13 protein-coding genes and 8 pseudogenes are annotated in these 21308 nt (G+C 54.6%); 14 read left to right on the top strand and 7 right to left on the bottom strand.

Annotation, left to right across the window (positions count from 1 at the left end; all coding sequences use genetic code 11):
* Window positions 1–51 precede the first annotated feature (51 nt).
* The 5 genes and pseudogenes from ACWWJF_RS22685 to pncA all read left to right on the top strand — a co-directional run bounded on the left by ACWWJF_RS22685 (window position 52) and on the right by pncA (window position 6333).
* A protein-coding gene (locus ACWWJF_RS22685; protein WP_455868400.1) for an IS3 family transposase occupies window positions 52–1220 on the top strand; the annotation gives its coding sequence in 2 pieces (ribosomal slippage) (window positions 52–307 and window positions 307–1220; 1170 coding nt in all).
* A gap of 85 nt (window positions 1221–1305) precedes the next feature.
* The gene (gene sppA / locus ACWWJF_RS22690) at window positions 1306–3156 is read left to right on the top strand and encodes a signal peptide peptidase SppA (RefSeq protein ID WP_455871222.1); all 1851 of its coding nucleotides are present in this window, start codon (window positions 1306–1308) and stop codon (window positions 3154–3156) included.
* A 164-nt stretch (window positions 3157–3320) separates the two neighbouring features.
* A complete protein-coding gene (locus ACWWJF_RS22695) occupies window positions 3321–4652 on the top strand; it encodes an IS4 family transposase (RefSeq protein WP_455868420.1) in 1332 nt (443 codons plus the stop codon).
* A gap of 16 nt (window positions 4653–4668) precedes the next feature.
* Window positions 4669–5640 carry an asparaginase gene (gene ansA / locus ACWWJF_RS22700; protein WP_455870641.1) on the top strand — a complete coding sequence of 324 codons (972 nt, stop codon included), beginning with the start codon at window positions 4669–4671 and terminating at the stop codon, window positions 5638–5640.
* Window positions 5641–5678: 38 nt separating this feature from the next.
* Window positions 5679–6333, top strand: a pseudogene (gene pncA / locus ACWWJF_RS22705) (bifunctional nicotinamidase/pyrazinamidase).
* A gap of 31 nt (window positions 6334–6364) precedes the next feature.
* Here pncA and ACWWJF_RS22710 read toward each other — a convergent pair.
* Together ACWWJF_RS22710 and msrB are read right to left on the bottom strand one after the other, a co-directional pair.
* On the bottom strand, window positions 6365–6646 hold the full coding sequence (locus tag ACWWJF_RS22710) for a YeaC family protein (protein ID WP_455870642.1): 282 nt from the start codon (window positions 6644–6646) through the stop codon (window positions 6365–6367).
* Window positions 6647–6743: 97 nt separating this feature from the next.
* Window positions 6744–7163, bottom strand: a complete 420-nt coding sequence (msrB, locus tag ACWWJF_RS22715) for a peptide-methionine (R)-S-oxide reductase MsrB (RefSeq protein WP_455870643.1) — start codon at window positions 7161–7163, stop codon at window positions 6744–6746.
* A gap of 349 nt (window positions 7164–7512) precedes the next feature.
* Here msrB and gapA point away from each other — a divergent pair, with 349 nt between their 5' ends.
* Together gapA and ACWWJF_RS22725 are read left to right on the top strand one after the other, a co-directional pair.
* The gene (gene gapA / locus ACWWJF_RS22720) at window positions 7513–8508 is read left to right on the top strand and encodes a glyceraldehyde-3-phosphate dehydrogenase (RefSeq protein ID WP_455870644.1); all 996 of its coding nucleotides are present in this window, start codon (window positions 7513–7515) and stop codon (window positions 8506–8508) included.
* A gap of 72 nt (window positions 8509–8580) precedes the next feature.
* Window positions 8581–9451, top strand: a pseudogene (locus tag ACWWJF_RS22725) (D-hexose-6-phosphate mutarotase).
* Between the two features lie 92 nt (window positions 9452–9543).
* Here the strand turns inward: ACWWJF_RS22725 and ACWWJF_RS22730 are convergent.
* The 3 genes from ACWWJF_RS22730 to ACWWJF_RS22740 all read right to left on the bottom strand — a co-directional run bounded on the left by ACWWJF_RS22730 (window position 9544) and on the right by ACWWJF_RS22740 (window position 12415).
* Window positions 9544–10398, bottom strand: a complete 855-nt coding sequence (locus tag ACWWJF_RS22730; RefSeq protein ID WP_455870645.1) for an aldo/keto reductase — start codon at window positions 10396–10398, stop codon at window positions 9544–9546.
* 121 nt (window positions 10399–10519) lie between these two features.
* Window positions 10520–11269 (bottom strand): MipA/OmpV family protein, encoded by a 750-nt coding sequence (locus ACWWJF_RS22735; RefSeq protein WP_455870646.1) that lies wholly within the window; start codon window positions 11267–11269, stop codon window positions 10520–10522.
* A 301-nt stretch (window positions 11270–11570) separates the two neighbouring features.
* A protein-coding gene (locus tag ACWWJF_RS22740; protein WP_455870647.1) for an IS5 family transposase occupies window positions 11571–12415 on the bottom strand; the annotation gives its coding sequence in 2 pieces (ribosomal slippage) (window positions 11571–12070 and window positions 12070–12415; 846 coding nt in all).
* Window positions 12416–12547: 132 nt separating this feature from the next.
* On the opposite strand from ACWWJF_RS22740, the gene ACWWJF_RS22745 reads away from it, so the two are divergent.
* The 4 genes and pseudogenes from ACWWJF_RS22745 to ACWWJF_RS22760 all read left to right on the top strand — a co-directional run.
* Entirely contained in the window at window positions 12548–13330 is a 783-nt protein-coding gene (locus ACWWJF_RS22745; protein WP_455870648.1) for an ATP-binding cassette domain-containing protein, read from the top strand.
* A 141-nt stretch (window positions 13331–13471) separates the two neighbouring features.
* Window positions 13472–13857: pseudogene (locus tag ACWWJF_RS22750) on the top strand (ATP-binding cassette domain-containing protein); the annotation flags it as partial.
* 60 nt (window positions 13858–13917) lie between these two features.
* Window positions 13918–14762 (top strand): IS5 family transposase gene (locus tag ACWWJF_RS22755; RefSeq protein WP_455870649.1). Its coding sequence is split into 2 segments (ribosomal slippage): window positions 13918–14263 and window positions 14263–14762, totalling 846 coding nucleotides; the frame shifts between segments, so codons are not numbered across the junction.
* Window positions 14763–14772: 10 nt separating this feature from the next.
* Window positions 14773–14976: pseudogene (locus ACWWJF_RS22760) on the top strand (ABC transporter ATP-binding protein); the annotation flags it as partial.
* A 130-nt stretch (window positions 14977–15106) separates the two neighbouring features.
* Here the strand turns inward: ACWWJF_RS22760 and ACWWJF_RS22765 are convergent.
* Window positions 15107–15280 (bottom strand): annotated as a pseudogene (locus ACWWJF_RS22765) (Bcr/CflA family drug resistance efflux transporter); the annotation flags it as partial.
* Between ACWWJF_RS22765 and ACWWJF_RS22770 the strand changes: the two are divergent.
* The 3 genes and pseudogenes from ACWWJF_RS22770 (at window position 15198) to ACWWJF_RS22780 (ending at window position 19864) form a co-directional block, all read left to right on the top strand.
* The gene (locus ACWWJF_RS22770) at window positions 15198–16688 is read left to right on the top strand and encodes an ABC transporter substrate-binding protein (RefSeq protein ID WP_455870650.1); all 1491 of its coding nucleotides are present in this window, start codon (window positions 15198–15200) and stop codon (window positions 16686–16688) included. The pseudogene ACWWJF_RS22765 and the gene ACWWJF_RS22770 sit on opposite strands and share 83 nt — an antisense overlap.
* Window positions 16685–18426 (top strand): annotated as a pseudogene (locus ACWWJF_RS22775) (ABC transporter permease subunit). The gene ACWWJF_RS22770 and the pseudogene ACWWJF_RS22775 overlap by 4 nt, the downstream one beginning before the upstream one ends.
* Before the next feature lie 245 nt (window positions 18427–18671).
* Window positions 18672–19864, top strand: a pseudogene (locus tag ACWWJF_RS22780) (multidrug effflux MFS transporter).
* A 24-nt stretch (window positions 19865–19888) separates the two neighbouring features.
* Here the strand turns inward: ACWWJF_RS22780 and ACWWJF_RS22785 are convergent.
* A pseudogene (locus ACWWJF_RS22785) lies at window positions 19889–21145 on the bottom strand (D-amino acid dehydrogenase).
* Window positions 21146–21308: the final 163 nt, after the last annotated feature.

Consider the following 21308-nt stretch of genomic DNA (forward strand, 5'->3'; position numbering starts at 1 on the left):
CCACCTGAGCGGAGGTGATATGCTCACCTCATCAACACGACAGGTGACCTCATGGGTAAACATTTTACGGCGGAATTTAAGCTCGAAGCCGCAAAGCTGGTTGTCGACCACGGCTACACATACGTTAAGGCCGCAGAGGCGGTTAATGTCAGCCATTCTGCCATTAGTCGCTGGGTCAATAAGCTTCGCCTTGAACGACAGGGAAAAACGCCAACGGGACTTCCTCTTACCCCTGAACAGCTCGAGCTGCGTGAGATGAAGAAAAAAGTCCAATGCCTTGAAATGGAGAACGAAATCCTAAAAAAGGCTACGGCGCTCTTAATGTCGGACTCACTCAACGGTTCACGGTAGTCGACAGGCTGAGGGCGCGATACCCGGTCACGGCGTTGTGCCAAACTTTTGAGGTACATCGCAGCAGCTACAGGCACTGGCAGGCTTCCGCTAATGAACCCGACGGTGAGCGCGTGGTTAAGTGTAGTCGCGTCATGGAAGCCTGGAACGCCAGCGGCGGCTCTGCCGGCGCTCGAAGTATCGCGACCATCGTCACCGGCAGCTCTGGTGTCAAAATGGGGCGCTGGCTGGCTGGCAAGCTGATGAAGGAGCTGGGTATCGCCAGCTGCCAGCGACCGGCTCACAAATACAAACGCGGCGGCAATGAACACGTTGAAATACCGAACTATCTCAACCGCCAGTTCGCGGTTACCGCGCCGGATCAGGTCTGGTGCGGCGATGTGACCTACATCTGGACGGGCAAATGCTGGGCTTACCTTGCGGTGGTGCTAGACCTGTTCGCCCGCAAACCGGTGGGCTGGGCCATGTCGACGTCGCCGGACTCGGCGCTGACAGTTAAAGCGTTGCAGATGGCCTGGGAACTCCGGGGACAACCAACAGGAGTCATGTTCCACAGCGACCAGGGCAGCCACTATACCAGCCGTCAATACCGGCAAGCCCTGTGGCGCTGCCGGATAAAGCAGAGTATGAGTCGGCGGGGTAACTGCTGGGATAATGCGCCAATGGAGCGGTTCTTCCGCAGCCTGAAGACAGAATGGGTGCCGACAAAGGGTTACAACAGCTTCAGCGAAGCCCAGGACGCGATTATCCGCTACATCACGGGGTATTACAGCGCTATCCGGCCTCACTGGTATAACGGCGGCTTAACTCCAAACGAATCTGAGCGACTGTTCTACATACAGTCTAATGCGGTGGCCAATATTAGTTGACCACTACAGGGCAACCCTTTACTGCTCGCTTTGCCATCAAAAGGAACAGCGAGCAGGTATTATGTTTGGCGTTTTTGGAGATAACATGCGCACACTGTGGCGAATCTTTAGCGAACTCTTCAAGTGGACTTGGCGTCTGCTCAATTTCACCCGCGAGTTTATTCTTAACCTGTTTCTGATTGTGTTGATTCTGGGGGGTGCAGGTATTTATGCGCAGTTTAAAAATGCACCGCCCCAAACGCCTCATGGCGCGCTGCTCGTTGATATCACTGGCGTTGTCGTCGATAAGCCGACGGTCAATAATAAACTGCGTCAGTTGGACAGAGAATTTTTTGGTGCTTCCAGAAACCGCCGTCAGGAAAATTCGCTGTTTGATATTGTTAATACTATTCGTCAGGCCAAAACCGACAGCAATATTACCGGTATGGTGCTCGATCTGAGCGATTTCGTCGGTGCCGACCAACCCTCTCTGCAATATATCGGCAAGGCATTGCGTGAATTCCGCGACAGCGGCAAGCCCATTTTTGCGATCGGCGACAGTTACAGCCAAACGCAATACTATCTGTCCAGTTTCGCGACCAGCATTTCACTCACCCCGCAGGGTAATGTCGATCTGCGCGGTTTCGCCACCAATGGTCTCTATTACAAATCGCTGTTGGAAAAGCTGGATGTAACCAGTCACGTATTCCGCGTCGGTACCTACAAATCTGCGGTAGAGCCTTTCCTGCGTGACGATATGTCCCCCGAAGCGCGCGAAGCCGATATGCGCTGGGTCGGTCGATTGTGGCAAAACTACCTGAATACGGTTGCAGCAAACCGCCAAATTACACCACAACAGCTGTTCCCCGGTGCCAGCGCGATTATTGCTGGCCTTCAGGCGGTGCAAGGCGATCCGGCACGCTATGCGCTGGAAAACAAACTGGTGGACGAAGTGGCATCACGTTCGGTCATCGAACAGAAGCTGGTAAAAACCTTCGGCTGGGACACCAAAAATCAGAGCTTCAACTACACCAGCATTTACGACTACACCGAAAAACCGAACAATCAAAGCGGCGCAGAAATTGCGGTGATCTTTGCCAGCGGCGCTATTGTTGATGGTCCAGAACCCCCGGGGGTGGTCGGTGGTGATACCACGGCGGCTCAAATTCGTCAGGCCAGACTGGATCCTAAAATCAAGGCGATCGTGCTGCGCGTTAATAGCCCTGGAGGCAGCGTAACCGCTTCAGAGAAGATTCGCTCTGAGTTGATGGCAGTACGTCTGGCAGGCAAACCGATCGTGGTATCCATGGGCGGTATGGCCGCGTCCGGCGGCTACTGGATTTCCACACCAGCGAACGCCATCATCGCCAGTCCGAGCACCCTGACGGGTTCAATTGGGATATTTGGCGTGATCACCACGTTTGAAAATACCCTTGGCGCTATCGGCGTACATACCGATGGTGTGGCAACCTCGCCGTTAGCAGATCTCAGCATCACTAAAACGCTGCCGCCCGAGTTTGCGCAGATGATGCAAATCAGCATCGAGCGGGGTTATAAAAACTTCGTCGAACTGGTCGCGCAATCACGTAAGAAAAGCCCGGAAGAGATTGATAAAATCGCCCAGGGGCACGTATGGACCGGTGACGACGCCAAGACCAACGGGTTGGTCGATCAACTGGGTGACTTTGACGACGCGGTCAAAAAAGCCGCTGAACTGGCCAAGCTGGACCAATACCAGCTCAACTGGTTTGAAGAGCAGCCAAGCCTGCTGTATATGATGCTAAACCGCTTCAACGCCGCCGCTCATGCTTGGTTGCCGGCCCGACTTCAGGCCATGTTACCTGCTCCGGTAGCGCAGTTGGCTGAGGTGGTGCAAGCACAGCCTGCTTTGCTCAATACGTTTAACGATCCGCAACATCGCTATGCCCTTTGCATGGCCTGCGGTGAAGTGAAATAAACATCGTCACATAGGATTTTCCCTCAGCCCGGCTTATGTCACCTCGTTATACACAAGTCCGCAACGCCTTATATGCCAAGGGTTAGCGGGCTGAAATAGGCAGCCGGTGGGGTTGTAAATGAAGTGAAACCGACGTGTACTATCGCCATTTACGGCGCTGAAAAATGACACGGGATTCAGATGGCTGGGCACACCAAGAACTGGAAGGGGTAAATCTTGGTGACACGAGGCTCAATAAGCGTGCCAAAGGGCTTTTGATACGGCTGGCTGAGAATCCGCAAGCCAGCATTCCGCATGCGTGCCTCGGATGGTCTGAGACGCTGGGTGCTTACCGCTTCATGGAGAACCAAGCATTCGAATGGCGAGACATTCTGCAACCTCACTGGCAGCGTACGCAGGAAAGGATCCGAGAACACGAGGTTGTGCTGTGTATCCAAGACACTACCGAGCTTGACTTCAACGGGCAGCAAATCCAAGGCTTGGGTCCCTTGAACTACGAAGCCAGGCGTGGTCTGTACCTGCATCCGACCTACGCGGTCAGTCCGGATCGCGTGGGGTTGGGCGTACTGGATGCGTGGATGTGGGCAAGAGAGCCGAAGGATGCAGACGGAAAACGCGATGGGCTCAAGGAGAGTACGCGCTGGCTCGAGGGATACGAGCGAGTTGCTGAACTCGCCTCGGAGTTGCCAAACACACGTCTGGTGTACTTAGCCGATCGCGAAGCGGATATCAAGGCGTTGATGCAGCTCGCTGATGACCTTGGCACTCCGGCTGACTGGTTGATCCGCTCGACTCATAATCGCAGTCTGGACTGTAATGAGAAGCTTTGGCAGAAGGTTGGAAAGACCGTGCCGGTGGGAGAAATCCAATTCGTTATGGCGGCTCGCGCGGGGCAGAAGGCGCGTACGGTGAAACAGGCGCTGCGCGTGAAGCGAGTGTCGCTGCGTTGCGGGTTGGCAGTGACTTGTGTGATAGCCAAGGAAATTGAGCCGCCAGCAGGCGTGAAGCCGGTCGAGTGGCGGTTGCTGAGCAATCGCGTACCTGAAGGACGAGAAGATATCGTGGAGCTGATCGACTGGTATCGGGCTAGATGGGAAATCGAGATGTTCTTCAATGTGCTGAAGAACGGCTGCTGTGTCGAAGCGTTACAGTTATCGACCGTGGATCGCATTGAGCGGGCATTGGCGCTGTTCATGATCGTGGCATGGCGCATCGCCTATTTAATGCGTATGGGACGAACCTGTCCAGAGCTGGACGCAATGTTGTTCTTTGATTCCGACGAGACTCATGGAGCTTACCTACTGATGAACAAGCGTATGCCCAAGGGCCGCCCTAAGCTAAACGAAGTATTGCGCTTAGTTGCGCAACTGGGAGGCTTTCTTGCTCGAAAAGGCGACGGTGAACCAGGCGCAAAAACTATCAGGAAAGGCTTGCAGAAAGTCATGACGGCCGCCGAAACGCTACGCGCGCTCAGGCACGAACAGAGATGTGTATAACGAGGTGACCATAGGTATGCAACGTTCCGCCAATGGTTACATTCCGGTTTCAGGTCACCTGCAACAACAGCTGGCCAACATGCCGGAGTTCCATCGCCAGGAGACGCCTGATTTTACCATCCATGAATATGACCCGCTGATTGACTCCTCCGACATGACCCCTGCCGATTGTCAGGCTATCGCTGAGGATATTCAACAGCATTATGATGAGTATGATGGTTTCGTAATTCTGCACGGCACCGATACCATGGCCTTCACGGCATCTGCTCTCTCCTTCATTATGGAGAATTTAGCAAAACCACTCATTGTGACAGGGTCACAAATTTCGTTGGCCGAATTGCGTTCTGATGGGCAAACCAACCTGCTCAATGCGCTTTATGTCGCGGCTAATCACCCGGTGAATGAAGTCAGCCTGTTTTTCAATAACAAGTTACTGCGCGGTAACCGCACCACGAAAGCCCATGCTGACGGTTTTGATGCGTTCGCTTCCCCCAACTTCCCGACGCTGCTGGAGGCCGGTATTCACATACGCCGCCTGGTGTCAGCGCAGTCGGAAACCCCCAGCGCACCAGTGATCGTACATCCTATTACCCCACAACCGATCGGCGTGATTACCGTCTATCCAGGGATTTCAGCGGACGTAGTGCGTAACTTCCTGCGCCAGCCGGTCAAGGCGCTGATATTGCGTTCTTATGGTGTAGGTAACGCCCCGCAAAGCCCAGCGCTACTGGACGAACTGCGTCAGGCATCGGAGCGGGGTATTGTTGTGGTTAACCTCACTCAGTGCATTTCCGGACGGGTGAATATGGAGGGCTACGCCACTGGAAATGCGCTGGCGCAGGCTGGCGTGATCAGTGGTTTTGATATGACAGTGGAAGCCGCGCTGACTAAACTGCATTATCTGCTGAGCCAACCTGATTTAACCCCTGATACCATTCGCCAGTTAATGCAACAAGACCTGCGCGGCGAATTGACCCAGGACGCATAACCCGGATGCTGGAGCGAGCTGCCATGAACCATACCGCCATAAACTATCCCCTGTTGTTGGTTGATTTGCAGAATGATTTTTGTCCGGACGGCGCACTGCCTGTCGCTCAGGGTGACGTCACCATCGATGTTGCCAACCTAGCGATAGCGGCAGCACAGAAAGCCGGGATACTCGTCATCGCCAGCCAGGACTGGCATCCGGCCAATCATCTGAGCTTCGCCGACAATAACCCTGGTGCTGTCGTGGGAGAGCGTGGTGAACTGGCAGGATTAGCGCAAACATGGTGGCCAGTGCACTGCGTACAGGGCACGCGAGGTGCGGAGTGTCACCCCGCGCCTTCATCATGAGGCGTTTGATGCGGTGATACAGAAAGGCACTCAGCATGACATTGACAGTTACAGCGCTTTTTTCGACAACGGCAAACGCGCCGCCACCGCACTGGATAACCTGTTACGCCAACGTGGCATCACGCGTTTGATCATCATGGGGCTGGCAACGGACTACTGCGTAAAATTTAACGTGCTAGATGCGTTGGAACTCAGGTATGACGTGCAGATCGTTGAAGAGGGCTGTCGCGTGGTGAATCTCCAACCAGATGATAGCGAAGCAGCGCTGGCCGACATGGTGGCTCACGGAGCACGTCGTATTGGCCTGGCCGACGTTATCGCGGGATTAGCACACCACCCCGCATAACGTCGAGTCCCTGTGCATGCAGGGACCTCAGTTACTGACGTTCTCGCTGAATCAGGTTGTCGATGGCAAACGCCTGCTTCAGATCTTGCTTGCTTTTCATCACCAACTCACCGTCGGTATTGATGGTCATGTGTTCCGCATCAACGTTATGGCGTGATTGCCATAGCATCACCATTTGCAGGCAATTTTCTTTTTGCTCCTGCGTCAACGGTACGCCATCAGGCCATTTTCCCAGCTCCACGGCGGTTGCCAGGCGTTGGTAGATATCCGGCGTCAGCGCCGTCACAACTTCATCAAGCTGTTTGTCGAGCATCGTTATTCCATCCTGTCATTGCTATTTGTCATCAAGCTATTTGTCATCAAAGCCAAGCAAGCTGAAACGTTTTATCTACAGCAATTACGCGAAAATATCAGCCATCCACTTTCTCACCGTCGGTACCATCGATAAAGCTCAGCGAGGCCGAGTTAACGCAGTAACGCTCGCCGGTGGTTTGCGGTCCATCGGGGAACACATGCCCCAAATGGGCATCGCATTTACCGCAGCGAATTTCGATACGATGCATGTTATGTGAAAAATCTTCCAGATAACGGATTGCCCCCTTCGCCACGGACCGATCAAAGCTGGGCCAGCCGCATCCAGAGTCATATTTGTTGTCGGAGTAAAACAGCGCGCTTTGGCAGCACAGGCAGTGATATACCCCGGTGCGTTTATTGTGTAACAGTTTGCCTGAATAGGCAGGCTCAGTGCCGCGTTGCTGCGTCACGTACTGTTGCATTTCCGTCAACGTTCCCTTGCCTGCCGTTGCAGACGTTGAAGCTGGCTTATCCATGATTGTCTCGTCATCATTTTTGTTTGGCATAACTTAGTTTAACAAGAATTAACATCCTCATAACGTTTTTTCCGACTAAAATGAGGAGTAACCGACCAAGGCCTCAGCAATTGTGACACCTATCACATTTATCGGGCCTGCGGGCTTTATATTGGTGCAAACGCTCCCATTTAAGGGAAAGATGTTCCTAAGTTTCATTACGGCGCTTTTTCGTGCAACTGTTGCGCATCAGATTTGACTTGCCGCAACTATTGACACGATTCCGCTTGACGCTCAGCAAGGTTTTTGTAATTTTACAACCAACCTTTATTCACTAACCATTATTCACAAACCATAGCTGGTGGAATATATGACTATAAAAGTAGGTATCAACGGTTTTGGCCGCATCGGCCGCATTGTTTTCCGTGCTGCTCAGAAACGTTCTGACATTGAGATCGTTGCAATCAACGACCTGTTGGACGCTGACTACATGGCTTACATGCTGAAATACGACTCAACTCACGGCCGTTTTGACGGCACCGTTGAAGTGAAAGACGGTCAGCTGATTGTTAACGGCAAAAAAATCCGCGTTACCGCAGAAAGAGATCCGGCTAACCTGAAGTGGGACGAAGTTGGTGTTGACGTGGTTGCAGAAGCAACCGGTATCTTCCTGACTGACGAAACTGCACGTAAGCACATCACCGCTGGCGCGAAAAAAGTGGTTCTGACTGGCCCGTCCAAAGACAACACCCCGATGTTCGTTCGTGGTGCCAACTTTGACAAATATGCCGGACAAGATATCGTTTCCAACGCATCTTGCACCACTAACTGCTTGGCACCGCTGGCAAAAGTAATCAACGACAACTTCGGCATCATCGAAGGTCTGATGACCACTGTTCACGCCACCACTGCTACCCAGAAAACCGTTGATGGCCCGTCTCATAAAGACTGGCGCGGCGGCCGCGGCGCATCCCAGAACATCATCCCGTCCTCTACGGGTGCAGCCAAGGCTGTAGGTAAAGTTCTGCCGGAACTGAACGGCAAACTGACCGGTATGGCGTTCCGCGTTCCGACCCCGAACGTTTCTGTGGTTGACCTGACTGTTCGTCTCGAAAAAGCAGCAACTTACGAAGAAATCAAGAAAGCTATCAAAGCCGCTTCTGAAGGCGAGTTGAAAGGCGTTCTGGGCTACATTGAAGAGGACGTGGTTTCCACCGATTTCAACGGCGAAATTCTGACGTCTGTGTTCGATGCCAAAGCCGGTATCGCGCTGAACGACAACTTTGTGAAACTGGTTTCCTGGTATGACAACGAAACCGGCTACTCCAACAAAGTACTGGACCTGATAGCCCGCATCTCCAAATAAGGCGACGGTGCGATAAGCGATGCAAGGGGCGACATGATGCAACACGAAATACAAATAAAACAAGATAACATCATGAACGATAAATGTTTTTCACTTCCCATCAAATCTGAAATTTCATCCACGCTCAGTCAACGCCAGGTAGACCAACTGCCGGTCATTGTCGTTGATCATCCGCAGGTACGCGCAGCTGTCACGCTGCAAGGTGCCCATCTGCTGCACTGGCAGCCGCAAGGTGAAGTCCCAGTGCTTTGGTTGAGCGACAGCACGCCGTTCGCAGAGGGCGTCGCCATTCGCGGTGGTGTGCCGATCTGCTTCCCATGGTTTGGCCCGTTTGCGGAACCTAACCACGGTTTTGCCCGTTTACTGCCGTGGGAATTCACCGCGCACCGTGAAGATGCCAACGGCGTTGAGTTAACTTTCACCCTGCGTGATACGCCGGAGACGTTGGCAAGCTGGCCACACGCTTTTACGCTGACTGCGCGCTACAAGCTGGGTAAAACCTGCACGATCGAGTTAGAAGCGCAGGGTGATTACAGCATCACCAGCGCCCTGCACACCTACTTCCAGATTGGTGACATTGACCATATCCGCGTCAGCGGTTTGGGCGATACCTTTATCGATAAGGTCAATCAAGGCAAGTTGACGACGCAAGGTGGCGATCTGACGTTCACTGAGCGCACCGATCGCATCTATACGCATCCGCAAGCAGTGAGCAGCATAGTGGGACCCAACGCTGAAACGCACTATCGACGTGCACCACACGCACCACAGCGATGCGGTTGCCTGGAACCCGGCGGCGGAACTGTCTAAAACCATCGCCGACATGCCGGATGACGGCTATAAAACCTTTGTCTGCGTGGAAACGACTCGTGTGACTCAGCCGTTTGTTGCCACCCCCGCCGCACCAGCGCGTTTGACCACGGTGATTAGCGTAAAACGTTGATCAGCAAAACGGGTTTGCTTCGATAGATCCGAAATCGCCGCTCGCAGGCTTGCGGTCGGCGCTAACACGTAATGCTTCACTGCCCTCTCCCGCTACACAACATCCAACGACTGCTTACTGGTCGGGGCAGGAAAAGCGACATTCAGCGCAGCAATATCACCACTATCCAATTCCAACGTGAGCGCGCGGGCGTTTTCTTCAACATGGGCCACCGAACTCGCTTTCGGAATGGCAATCACGCCGGGTTGCCGCAATACCCAAGCCAGCATAATTTGTGCCGGCGTCGCCTGGTATTTGTGCGCTATGCGCATTATCACAGTATGAGAAAACAGGTTGCGGCGCAGCGTACCTGCTTGTGCTAATGGGCAGTAGGCCATCACCGGCACGGCGCGTGCCTGACACCAAGGCAGCAAATCAAACTCGATACCGCGCGAAGCAACATGATAAAGCACCTGATTAGTCATGCAGCGCTCACCGCCTGACAAGGACCAGAGTTCATTCATGTCTGCCACGTCCAGATTGGAAACACCCCACTGACGAATCTTGCCGGCCTGTTGCAGCGCCTCCATCGCCGTGATGGTCTCTTCCAACGGGATACCGCCGCGCCAGTGCAGCAGGTATAAATCCAGCACATCGGTTTGCAGCCGTTTCAGGCTGCGTTCACAGGCTTCAATCGCACGCGTGCCGCCCGCATTGTGGGGATAGACCTTGGAGACCAGAAATGCTTCGTCGCGCCGCCCGCGCAGAGCAGCCCCCACCAAGCTCTCCGCACCGCCGTCGGCGTACATTTCTGCGGTATCGATAAGCCTAAGTCCGAGATCAAGCCCCGCCTGCAAGGCTTTTATTTCACGCGCCTTCTCACTGGCCGCTTCCCCCATAAACCACGTGCCCTGCCCAACAGCGGGCAGCGTTGAACCATCAGGAAATCGAATCTGTCGGGTTGCCATCGCTATCCTCCTTGCATTCTGTTGAATACCCTAGCTGAGCCGTCGCGCGCCATAAACGTGCAAATGGGGTGAAATCACCCCATTATTGTGCGGCACTTGCCCTGCTTTAGCGCATCAGGTGTTAGAAGCGATAGCTCACACCCGCGCCAAACACCATGGTATAGCTGCGATCGACCATCGGGCTCTCTTTCACTTCATTCGCCAGGCGCACATAGCGTCCGGTGGCCCATGCGCTCCAGCTATCGTTGATACGGTAGTTGGTGCTCAACTCGGCGTACGGCGACCAATCACCATCCGGACTGTAAGCCCCTAACCCTGAGCGTGATGCCTCTTTGCCACTGATACCAAAGTAATAGCGGTTGAGTCTTTCGCTGCTCCAGGTCACACCGACGCCCGGCGTCAATGACCAGTCACCCAATTCGAAGCGATACAGGTAGGTGTTGTCCCACAGATAACCGTCGCTGTAGCCTAAGGTATCGGCCACCACAGAGGTGCGCAAAATCCCCCAAGACGCGGAGTGAAAATAGTCCAGACCCGCCATCAGCGTGCCACGGCGCTTATCCAGTTGCTTCATCTGCGCATCGTCGTTGTCACCCGGTTTGAATCCCAATGGAGAATGGAGTGCCGTTACCGACAGGCGGTTTTGTCCGTCATTCCACAGGTAATACCCCCCGCCCAGCCCGCGAAAATAAAAGTTGTCACTTTCATAGGTCACCATTGGCACCGGATACAGTGCATTATCGCCCCCGCGATACGGGCTGATGGAACCTAATACCCCGGCTCCCAGTGAGAAATCCGCCGCAACTGCCGTTGTTGCCGCCAGCGACCCTGCCAGCAGCAAAGAGGTATAAATCATAGATGATTTTTTCATAACGTTATTATTCCTATTACTGATATGAATTATCAAAATCGTATTTTGCTTATATCAATCATAATCGTTAAATGTGCAAACCGCATGGCATTAAAGCACATGCTGCAACTATCGTCATTCCAGATGAGCCTGAGGCATGAATGCCCAGAGGCTACCGCCATTGTAGCGGCATACTTCGCTGAGTGAGTTATTGAAATATCTTAAAAAGAGGTTTTCGCCAATGAGGAAATTTTGCAGATGCCAACTACGCTTAATGACAGGGAGATGAATGTTCCTGAGTTCGCGGGTTAGGCTGTGTCCCTTAATTACATAACCTCTGGTAAAACAGGCTGATGCAGCCCAGTTTCAACATTGCCAGATAATTCCTCGCCGTTTTGTCGTAACGTGTCGCAATGCGACGGTATTCTTTCAGACGGCCAAAGCACCGCTCAACAACGTTCCGATTGCGGTAGGCGTCACGATCGAGCTTTGAACGACCATCCACCGCCATTTTTTCAGTGGATTTTCGGGGGATGACAGTTTTTATACCTCTGTTTTTCCGCTCGTTACGTAATACATGCCCGGAGTACGCCTTGTCAGCGAGTACCGCATGACCACGGCGTTTCATACTGCCGTTCTGGCGTTGAACACCAATACCGTCCAAAAGACGTAGTGCAAACTGACTTTCATGAGCCTGACCGGGGCTCAACACGATGTTTAACGGAAGACCACTTCCGTCTGTAGCCATATGGATTTTGGTGCCAAAACCACCTCGAGAGCGACCCAGCCCATTATCTCCGGTGATATCGGGATGTTTTTTTGAGCACCGGCAGCACATTTCAGCGCCCTGATATTGCTACCATCCAGCGCAGTCGCTGACCAGTCCACGAGGCCATGGGCATCAAGTGATGAAAGTAACTTATTGAAAATAAGGTTAATGACTCCCGATTTTGACCATCGGTTAAAGCGGTTATAAACGGTTTTCCATGGGCCGTATCGCTCAGGTAAATCACGCCATGGGGCACCAGAGCACAGCCCCCAGAACATGCCATTGATAATCATGCGATGCTCAGCCCATGGGCGTCCGGCCTGTGGTGTTGCTGGTTCAGCAGGGAGTAAGGGCTGGATGATAGCCCATGCTTCATCGGGAAGGTCGTAGCGAGCCATAGTTTAAAATGATGTAGAAACAAATAGTTAGTATAACTCATGGGATTAAGGGACACAGCCTAAATGTTACATTATATTATATCATGTGATACATTATAACGTAACTTTACTGCACCACAGGGACCTGTCTGCATGCCGTTGCTGACCGTCAACAACCTAACTCTCAACCTTAATGGCATAACAAAACTCGACAACATCAGTTTTTCCCTGCATCCCGGTGAGCGTGTCGCACTCCTCGGGGCATCGGGTTCTGGAAAATCGCTTACTGCACGCGCCCTGTTAGGGTTGCCCCTTGCAGGCTCGATGATAAGTGGCGACATTCATTTTTCTGGGCAAAACAGATTAGCGCAGCAACCGCGCATTGCCGCCATTTACCAAGATACCTCGGCGGCACTGCATCCGCTGATCGGTGTCGGCAAGCAGTTGGTACTGGCGCTGCGCGCTAACGGCGCAGCATCCGCACGCACCGCGTGGGAGGCAGGGATCAGGTTACTGGCTACCGCCGGATTTTCTCAGCCGGAGCACATCGCCCATCGCTATCCCGGTGAACTTTCTGGCGGGCAACGTCAGCGAGTATGTATCGCACTGGCTCTCGCCAGTCAAAGCGCGCTGTTGATTGCGGATGAACCCACCACCGCACTGGACGTCATCACTCAGGCTCAGGTGCTACAGGCACTAAAGACCTATACCAGCGGTGCACCTGAACGTGCCTTGCTGTTTATTACCCACGATATCGCCGTGGCCGCTGCGCTTTGCTCGCGGGCATTGATTCTGTCCGATGGCAAGATCGTTGAACAAGGCACCATCGATGCATTAGTACGTCACCCACAACACCCTTACACCGTTGCGTTGATGACGGCTGCACGTCAACAGCGTCAGCTGGTATCTCAGAATGCGTTAGCGCTGGCGGGGTAACATAAGATGTGTGCTTCTGCATTGCACGCGGCCACGACGCCCCCCTTTCTGGCGATGCGTCAGGTAACGCATCGGTACCCGCGGCCAGGCACACGTTTCTGGCAACCCACGCAATATCATTGCGCGATAGATTCAATGACACTGTCACTTAACAAAGGTGAGCATGTGGGATTAGTCGGTGCATCCGGTGCCGGAAAATCAACGCTGCTGAAGATTTTATTGGGATTAGAAACGCCCGATTCAGGAAGTGTGAGCTCTCAGGGCCGTGCCGTTCTTCCGGCTTCCACCGCTGCACTACGCTGGCCATGGCGCACCGCCGATATCGGCATTGCAACGCGCTCTTGACGATGTCGCCTTGCCAGCATCACTGCTGCATCAGCGGGTGGGAACACTTTCCGGTGGCCAAGCACAACGGGTAGCCATTGCGCGCGCTGGCCTTGCGACCGGCTTTCCTGATCGCTGATGAACCGGTAAGCGGTTTGGATTTACCGTTACGCGAGCAGATAACGACATTATTTGGCCAACTAGGCTGTGTCCCTTAATCCCATGAGTTATACTAACTATTTGTTTCTACATCATTTTAAACTATGGCTCGCTACGACCTTCCCGATGAAGCATGGGCTATCATCCAGCCCTTACTCCCTGCTGAACCAGCAACACCACAGGCCGGACGCCCATGGGCTGAGCATCGCATGATTATCAATGGCATGTTCTGGGGGCTGTGCTCTGGTGCCCCATGGCGTGATTTACCTGAGCGATACGGCCCATGGAAAACCGTTTATAACCGCTTTAACCGATGGTCAAAATCGGGAGTCATTAACCTTATTTTCAATAAGTTACTTTCATCACTTGATGCCCATGGCCTCGTGGACTGGTCAGCGACTGCGCTGGATGGTAGCAATATCAGGGCGCTGAAATGTGCTGCCGGTGCTCAAAAAAACATCCCGATATCACCGGAGATAATGGGCTGGGTCGCTCTCGAGGTGGTTTTGGCACCAAAATCCATATGGCTACAGACGGAAGTGGTCTTCCGTTAAACATCGTGTTGAGCCCCGGTCAGGCTCATGAAAGTCAGTTTGCACTACGTCTTTTGGACGGTATTGGTGTTCAACGCCAGAACGGCAGTATGAAACGCCGTGGTCATGCGGTGCTGGCTGACAAGGCGTACTCCGGGCATGTATTACGTAACGAGCTGAAAAACAGAGGTATAAAAACTGTCATCCCCCGAAAATCCACTGAAAAAATGGCGGTGGATGGTCGTTCAAAGCTCGATCGTGACGCCTACCGCAATCGGAACGTTGTTGAGCGGTGCTTTGGCCGTCTGAAAGAATACCGTCGCATTGCGACACGTTACGACAAAACGGCGAGGAATTATCTGGCAATGTTGAAACTGGGCTGCATCCGCCTGTTTTACCAGAGGCTATGTAATTAAGGGACACAGCCTAGCCCAGCATTACGATATGGGAATGCTGTTGGTCTCCCATGATATCTCCACCGTGGCGACGCTGTGCCAACGCGTATTGGTCATGCATGAGGGGCAGATTGTCGAGGACAGGCCGTGTAACGCGCTGCTCTCCACGCCTGCCCATCCTCATACGCGGACGCTGCTGGCAGCCATCCCAACACTCACTGATTGTTATTGCTAATTTTTCCCTGAAAGGACGCTGTTATATTGTTAGTCTATCGTCGAATTTTTCCTTTACTGCTGATCGTTGGCGGTACCGGGCTTACTGGCTGCTTTGGCAACGAAGAGAAAACAGCAACGGAAGTTGCCAGCGCGCGCCAACCGAATGCGGCGGACAGCAAGCCGCCAAAAAACGGGGCCAGAGCGGGCACGATATTCAACGTACCGTTAAGAAAGCCGAAAGTGCGTGCGGCATCATCACCGTTTAACCGGTCACGCACAGCGCTAAACACCACCACGGCGGTACAACACACGGCAACGCTTTGCGATCGTATTCGCATCGCGATGCTGCAACCTTCCCGTGCGGGTCTGACACCCCTCAGCGATGACGCATTTAAGCTTTCGAGGTGGAGCACCAGCGAAACGCTGATCGTGCTGGATGAAAACGGTGATGCACAGCCAGCCCTGGCAACGGTCTGGCAGTCGATAAACGACACCACCTGGCGCTTCACCCTGCGTCCCGATGTGCGTTTCCACGACGGTGAACCGCTGACAGCGGCTGCCGTGGTCAATGCACTCAGCGCTGCGACGCGTGCCGCGCCCAAACCGCGTATTCTGGATGGCGTTACGTTGCACATCAGTGCTGATGGAGACCATGCGGTGCGGGTAACTACCGCCACCCCCGACCCCTTGTTGCCCCAGCGGCTATCCAGCCCACAACTGGCTATCCTCTCACCCAATGCGTATCAGGAAGGCCGTGTTGACCCGATCCGCCACGGTAGTGGCCCCTTTGTGTTAACCGCCGTTCAGGGCACCAGCCACGCTACCCTTGAGCGCTTTGACGGCTATTGGGGCACGCCTGCGCAAGCTTCAGGTCTTGATGTTGATTTCGTTCCAGATGGAACAGCCCGCGCCGCAGCGCTGCGAAGCGGCAGCGCGGATATTGTGGAGGCCGTGCCGGTCGCGCAAGCCCCCTTGATCGATCCAGCGCTAATCCATGAGGTGCCTATGCGGCGCACTAATACCCTGTATCTCAACACTCGCCTTGGCCCACTGCGTGATGCCGGACTGCATGCTGCTGTGCGCGATGCCGTTCAACGGGACGTGCTGGTAAAGAACGTGTATGAGAACCGGGCGGATATTGCCCACGGCTTGCTTGGCCCGGCGCTGCGTTGGGCTGCGCCGCTGCGCCATGCGGTAGACCAGCCGACCCCTGCACGCCATCCGCAGGGAGAGGTTATCAAACTGGCGACCTTCAGCGATCGTGCGGAGCTACCGGAAGTTGCCGTTTATCTGGCACAACAGTTAACCGCAGCCGGGTTTACCGTTCAGCAAGAAGTGCGTGAATACGCCCAAATTGAAGCCGATGCGTTAGCCGGAAAGTTCGATGCCTTTATCCTGTCGCGCGCCACGGTGCTGGATTCCGGCGATCCGGTGGCTTATCTCTACAGCGATTTCAGTTGCAAAGGATCGTTTAATCTCTCACAGCTGTGCGACCCTGCTGTCGATGAGGCGTTGCTCACCGCTGCCGCTATACCCGCCGGAGAAGCGCGGCGTAAGGCAATCATGGCAGCCGAACAGCGTATTCTCGCCACGGATGCGGCGATCCCCTTGCTGCACGAACGGGTGATTCAGGGCGAAGCGACTGGTGTACATCATGCGGCACGCGATCCGCGTGAACGGATGCTGGTTACACCACAAACACACATCACCAGGCTGATGCACCAACCATGATCGCATCTCCCTTACGTTTCGGAGCGGTTATCACTCCGCTGATATCCCGTGCCGTGAGCGCCTTTGCGGTCATCGCGCTCATTGGCTTGTTGCATTGGCTTTCCGGCAGCGATCCCGCACTCAGCGTACTGCGCGCCAAATCCGCCGAACAAGAGGCAACGCCCGAGGCGTTGCAAGCTATTCGCAGCCAACTCGGTCTCGACCAAGGCCCTATAGTGCTGTTGTGGCAGTGGTGGCCCGGTATATTACAGGGGGATGCAGGGCACTCCTGGATCTCTGGCAAGCCGGTATTACCCGCCATGTTAGACGCGGCAGGCGTATCGCTGACGCTGATGGGGGCGGCCTTAACGCTGGCCATACTGGTTGCTACGCTGCTGTGCGTTTCCACGCTGCGCAATGGGCTGAGTGGTAAGGTGAATAACAGCCACGGGGCTTGGGCGATGGCGTTCACTACCCTGCCAGAATATTTGCTGGCGTCCCTGCTGCCGCTGACCGGAGCAGTCTGGCTGCCGCTGTTTCCCCCGTATGGCTGGCACGGCGTACAGCATATGGTGCTGCCTGCGCTCTCGTTGGGGCTGCCCGCAGGGGGATTACTGGCACTCTTACTGGCGGATGCACTGCGCAGCACCTTCGCCGAGCCGTGGCTTATCACCTGGCGCGTGGCAGGCGTAAGCCAATTTGATTGCGCCATTGCGGTTCTGCGGCGCGCGCTGCCTGCGTTACTACCACAAATTGGCTTGATCACCGTAGGACTAACGGGGGTGCAGTGGCGGTAGAAAAGATCTTTGCTATCCCCGGTTTGGGTCGCGCCACACTTGGGGCCTCAGCCGCACAGGATCTGCCCGCCCTGCAATGCGGCGTTCTGCTGTTAGTGTTAATTGCAACGCTGAGCGGTGCCCTTGGCAACCTATTCCGCCAGTTGATACTGGGACGCGCGCTGCGCAGCGGATCCTTGCCCGCCCCAACCATAAGCCCAATCCGTCGTCCGCATTATGCCTTCCCAATGACTATTGCACTGGCGTTGGTGCTGCTGATCGCTGTCGGACTGACCCGCGATCCGCTGGCCTCTGATTTTCTTCGCTTACAATCCCCCAGTCTCGCGTTGCCGTTGGGCGCAGATGCCACCGGGCGCGATCTGCTGGCACGCGTGGCGCACGGTGCGTTTGCTACGCTTATCACCGCCACCGGCGTCAGCGCTGCCTGTTTGCTTCTCGGTATTCTGTTTGGACTTTTCCCGCGCCTTTTTATTGGTCCGATGGAGATAGCCAATGCGCTACCGCCGATGATGGCGGGCCTTATCGTCGTCGCCCTGACCGGGCCCTCTACCTATGGTGCGGCACTGGCGGTGATGCTGGTAAGTTGGGCACCGCTGGCAGCGCATACTGCCGCACTGGTTGAAGAGATACTTGCGCGCCCTTACGTGCGCATCACCCCACTGCTGGGGGTTGGCCGCTGGCATCGCTTCACGGGCTATGTGCTACCTGCACTGGTTGGCCCCGTCACGCGTCACGCCTTAGTGCGTTTTCCCGGTATCACACTGGCATTGACGGCGTTAGGTTTTCTCGGATTGGGACAACAACCGCCGTACCCTGAATGGGGGCGGATTGTCGCTGAAGGCATGCCTTATATTGAACGCGCCCCCTGGGCGGTTCTGGCCCCTGTTACTACGCTGATGCTGCTGGCAATATTGGCAGTCTCATTGGGGCAAATGACTCACAGAGCAAAAGGTTTAAAGTGACAGCGTCACTAAAAATAACTGAGCAGACTAAGTCTAGGTGGACGTGGCACGACCATCTCACCAGCGTAAGCCGCCGGATCGTCGCAAAACACCAAAAAACGCTTCTATCGTAGTAAAGCACGCCCGTTGTGTCGTACCATTCACTACAGTGTGGTTATGCAACCTGCCTTTCCTGACGATGACCAAAGGCAAGCACTACGTTATTCATTCACTTGCCAGGGAACGGAATTCACCTTGCCATGACCATACAAAGATTTGTGCTGTTGTTATTTATGTTAGTGCTGCTCGGCCCATTAGCCATCGATCTTTACCTTCCGGTGATCCCTGCCATCTCACAAGGTCTGAACAGCGATAACGCGACCATTCAATCAACCATTTCGTTTTTTATCATGATTATGGGATGGGGACAACTGGTGGCGGGTCCGTTGGTTGACCGTATAGGACGCCGCCCAATGGCACTGGTCGGAACCGTGATTTACATTGTGGGTGCCATCACGGCAGCGCTGGCGACCAGTGGGACGGTGTTCATTGCTTCCCGCGTACTGCAAAGCGTTGCCGTGTGTTGTACCGCCGTGGTGTGTTTAGCGCTGTGCGTGACCGGTTAAACGGTGATGATGCCGCACGCACTTTCAGCTTTCTTAACGGTACGTTGAATATCGTGCCCGCTCTGGCCCCGTTTTTTGGCGGCTTGCTGTCCGCCGCATTCGGTTGGCGCGCCTGCTTCTGGTTTTTGACGCTGTATGCCAGCCTTGTCCTGTTGCTCGCCCTGCGCTATCTGCCCGAAACCCGCCCGGCTGACACCCTGTGCCTGCTAGGTTTGCCCATCAAACAATATGCGCGAATCCTTTTTACCCCTCGCTTCATCGGCTTTGCTGGCTGCAATGCGGGCATTATGGGGATGGCCCTGACCTATCTGTCAGTGGCATCAGTGGTCTTGATGGTACATGGCGGTTTGTCACCGTTACAGTTCTCACTGGTGTTCGGCGCAAACGGCTTTTGGGTGATGGCAATGAGCCTTCTGGCAACGCGCGCGATCGTGAAAATTGGCCGCCCCGCTTGCCTGACGCTCAGCGTAATATTGATTGGCAGCGGTTTTTTGTTGCTGTGCGCTATAATCTTGTGGCTGCCAGATGCGCTACAGGAGCGTTGGTGGATCTTTATGGCTCAGGTGGTGGTAGCGTTTGCTGGCCTGGCGTTTGCCATCGGTCCAGCCACCAGCTATGCACTGGAACCTTATGCGAATGAAGCGGGTACGGCATCGGCGCTGGTAGGATTCGTGCAAATGGCAGGCGGCGCGTGTGTTGGGCTGGCGGTGATGGCGCTACCCTTCTCACCACAGAGCACGCTGGCGCTTGCCATGCTGTGCGCGACGCTGTTGGCGCTACGCGCCCAGCGTTTAAGCGCAAAGACGCGCGGCACGATTACGGCGCTCAGTTGAGCGCAGCGCGACAACCCGATGGATTTACGCGCTGGCGTAACGAAATATCGACAAATCGTCATGGGCAATGTCAGGCGTCTTACCAGACATGATATCCGCCAGCAGTTGCCCTGAACCGCACGCCATCGTCCAGCCTAAGGTGCCGTGTCCTGTATTAAGATAAAGATTGGCGAGCGGTGAACGGCCTACCAGCGGCGTGCCATCCGGTGTCATCGGGCGCAACCCGGTCCAGAACGTCGCCTGCGCTACTGGCCCTGCGTCAGGGTAAAGATCGCGAACCACCATTTCCAACGTTTCTCGGCGTTTAGGGTTGAGGGCTGTGTCAAAACCGACGATTTCTGCCATGCCCCCAGCACGAATACGACGGTCGAAGCACGTCACGGCCACTTTATACGTCTCATCAAGTACCGTTGAAACCGGTGCTGCGGCTTAGTTGGCAAGCGGCAGCGTTAATGAATAGCCTTTCAGGGGATAGACCGGCAGGTGCATCCACTGGCGTACCAACGCCGTCGAGTAGGAACCGCAGGCTACCACATAGGCATCCGCGGTTATTGTTTGCCCATTACAGCGCACCGCTGTGATGCGATCGCCAGCCACCTGCAACTGCTCGACGGATTCGCCAAAGCGAAAAGCCACACCCGCCGCCTGTGCCATTTCAGCGAGGCGCTGAGTAAACAATTGGCAATCACCAGTTTCATCATGGGGTAAACGCAGCCCGCCGCTGAGATTATGCGCCACCGAGGCGAGCGCAGGCTCCACGGTCGCCAGTTCCTGCGAGGTCAACAACTGGTACGGCACGTCAGCATCACGCAGAACTGCAATGTCGCGGCTGGCATTGTCATACTGCTGCTCGCTGCGAAACAGTTGCAGCGTCCCGCCTTGGCGTCCTTCGTACTAAATCGACGTGCGAGCACGCAATGCCTGCAAACAGTCACGGCTGTATTCTGCCAAGCGCACCATACGTGCCTTGTTGACCTGATAATGCGCAGAATCGCAGTTCATCAGCATCTGCCACATCCAACGCAACTGCTCACTGGAGCAATCGGGCCGGATGGCTAACGGCGCATGGCGCTGGAACAGCCACTTTATGGCTTTCAAGGGGATGCCGGGCGCAGCCCAAGGTGCGGAATAACCGGGGGAAATTTGCCCAGCGTTGCCCGCACTGGTTTCCAAGGCCGGTGCAGGCTGTCGGTCAATGACCGTGACGTCATGCACCGCCTGACACAAATACCACGCCGTGCTGACGCCAATAACGCCACTGCCTAAAATTACAACCCGCATGTTGACTTATCTCCATGATAACTCGCCGTTTGCGGCGCAATATGTTGCCTGAATCGCTACTACCCAAAATAAAAAGCTAATGTAACACGTGATTTACCGTTGTCACGCTTGGCTAACATACTATTTATCTATTATTACGCGGATGAAGTGCCGTTTTATGCTG

It is taken from the genome of Symbiopectobacterium sp. Eva_TO (assembly GCF_053848865.1).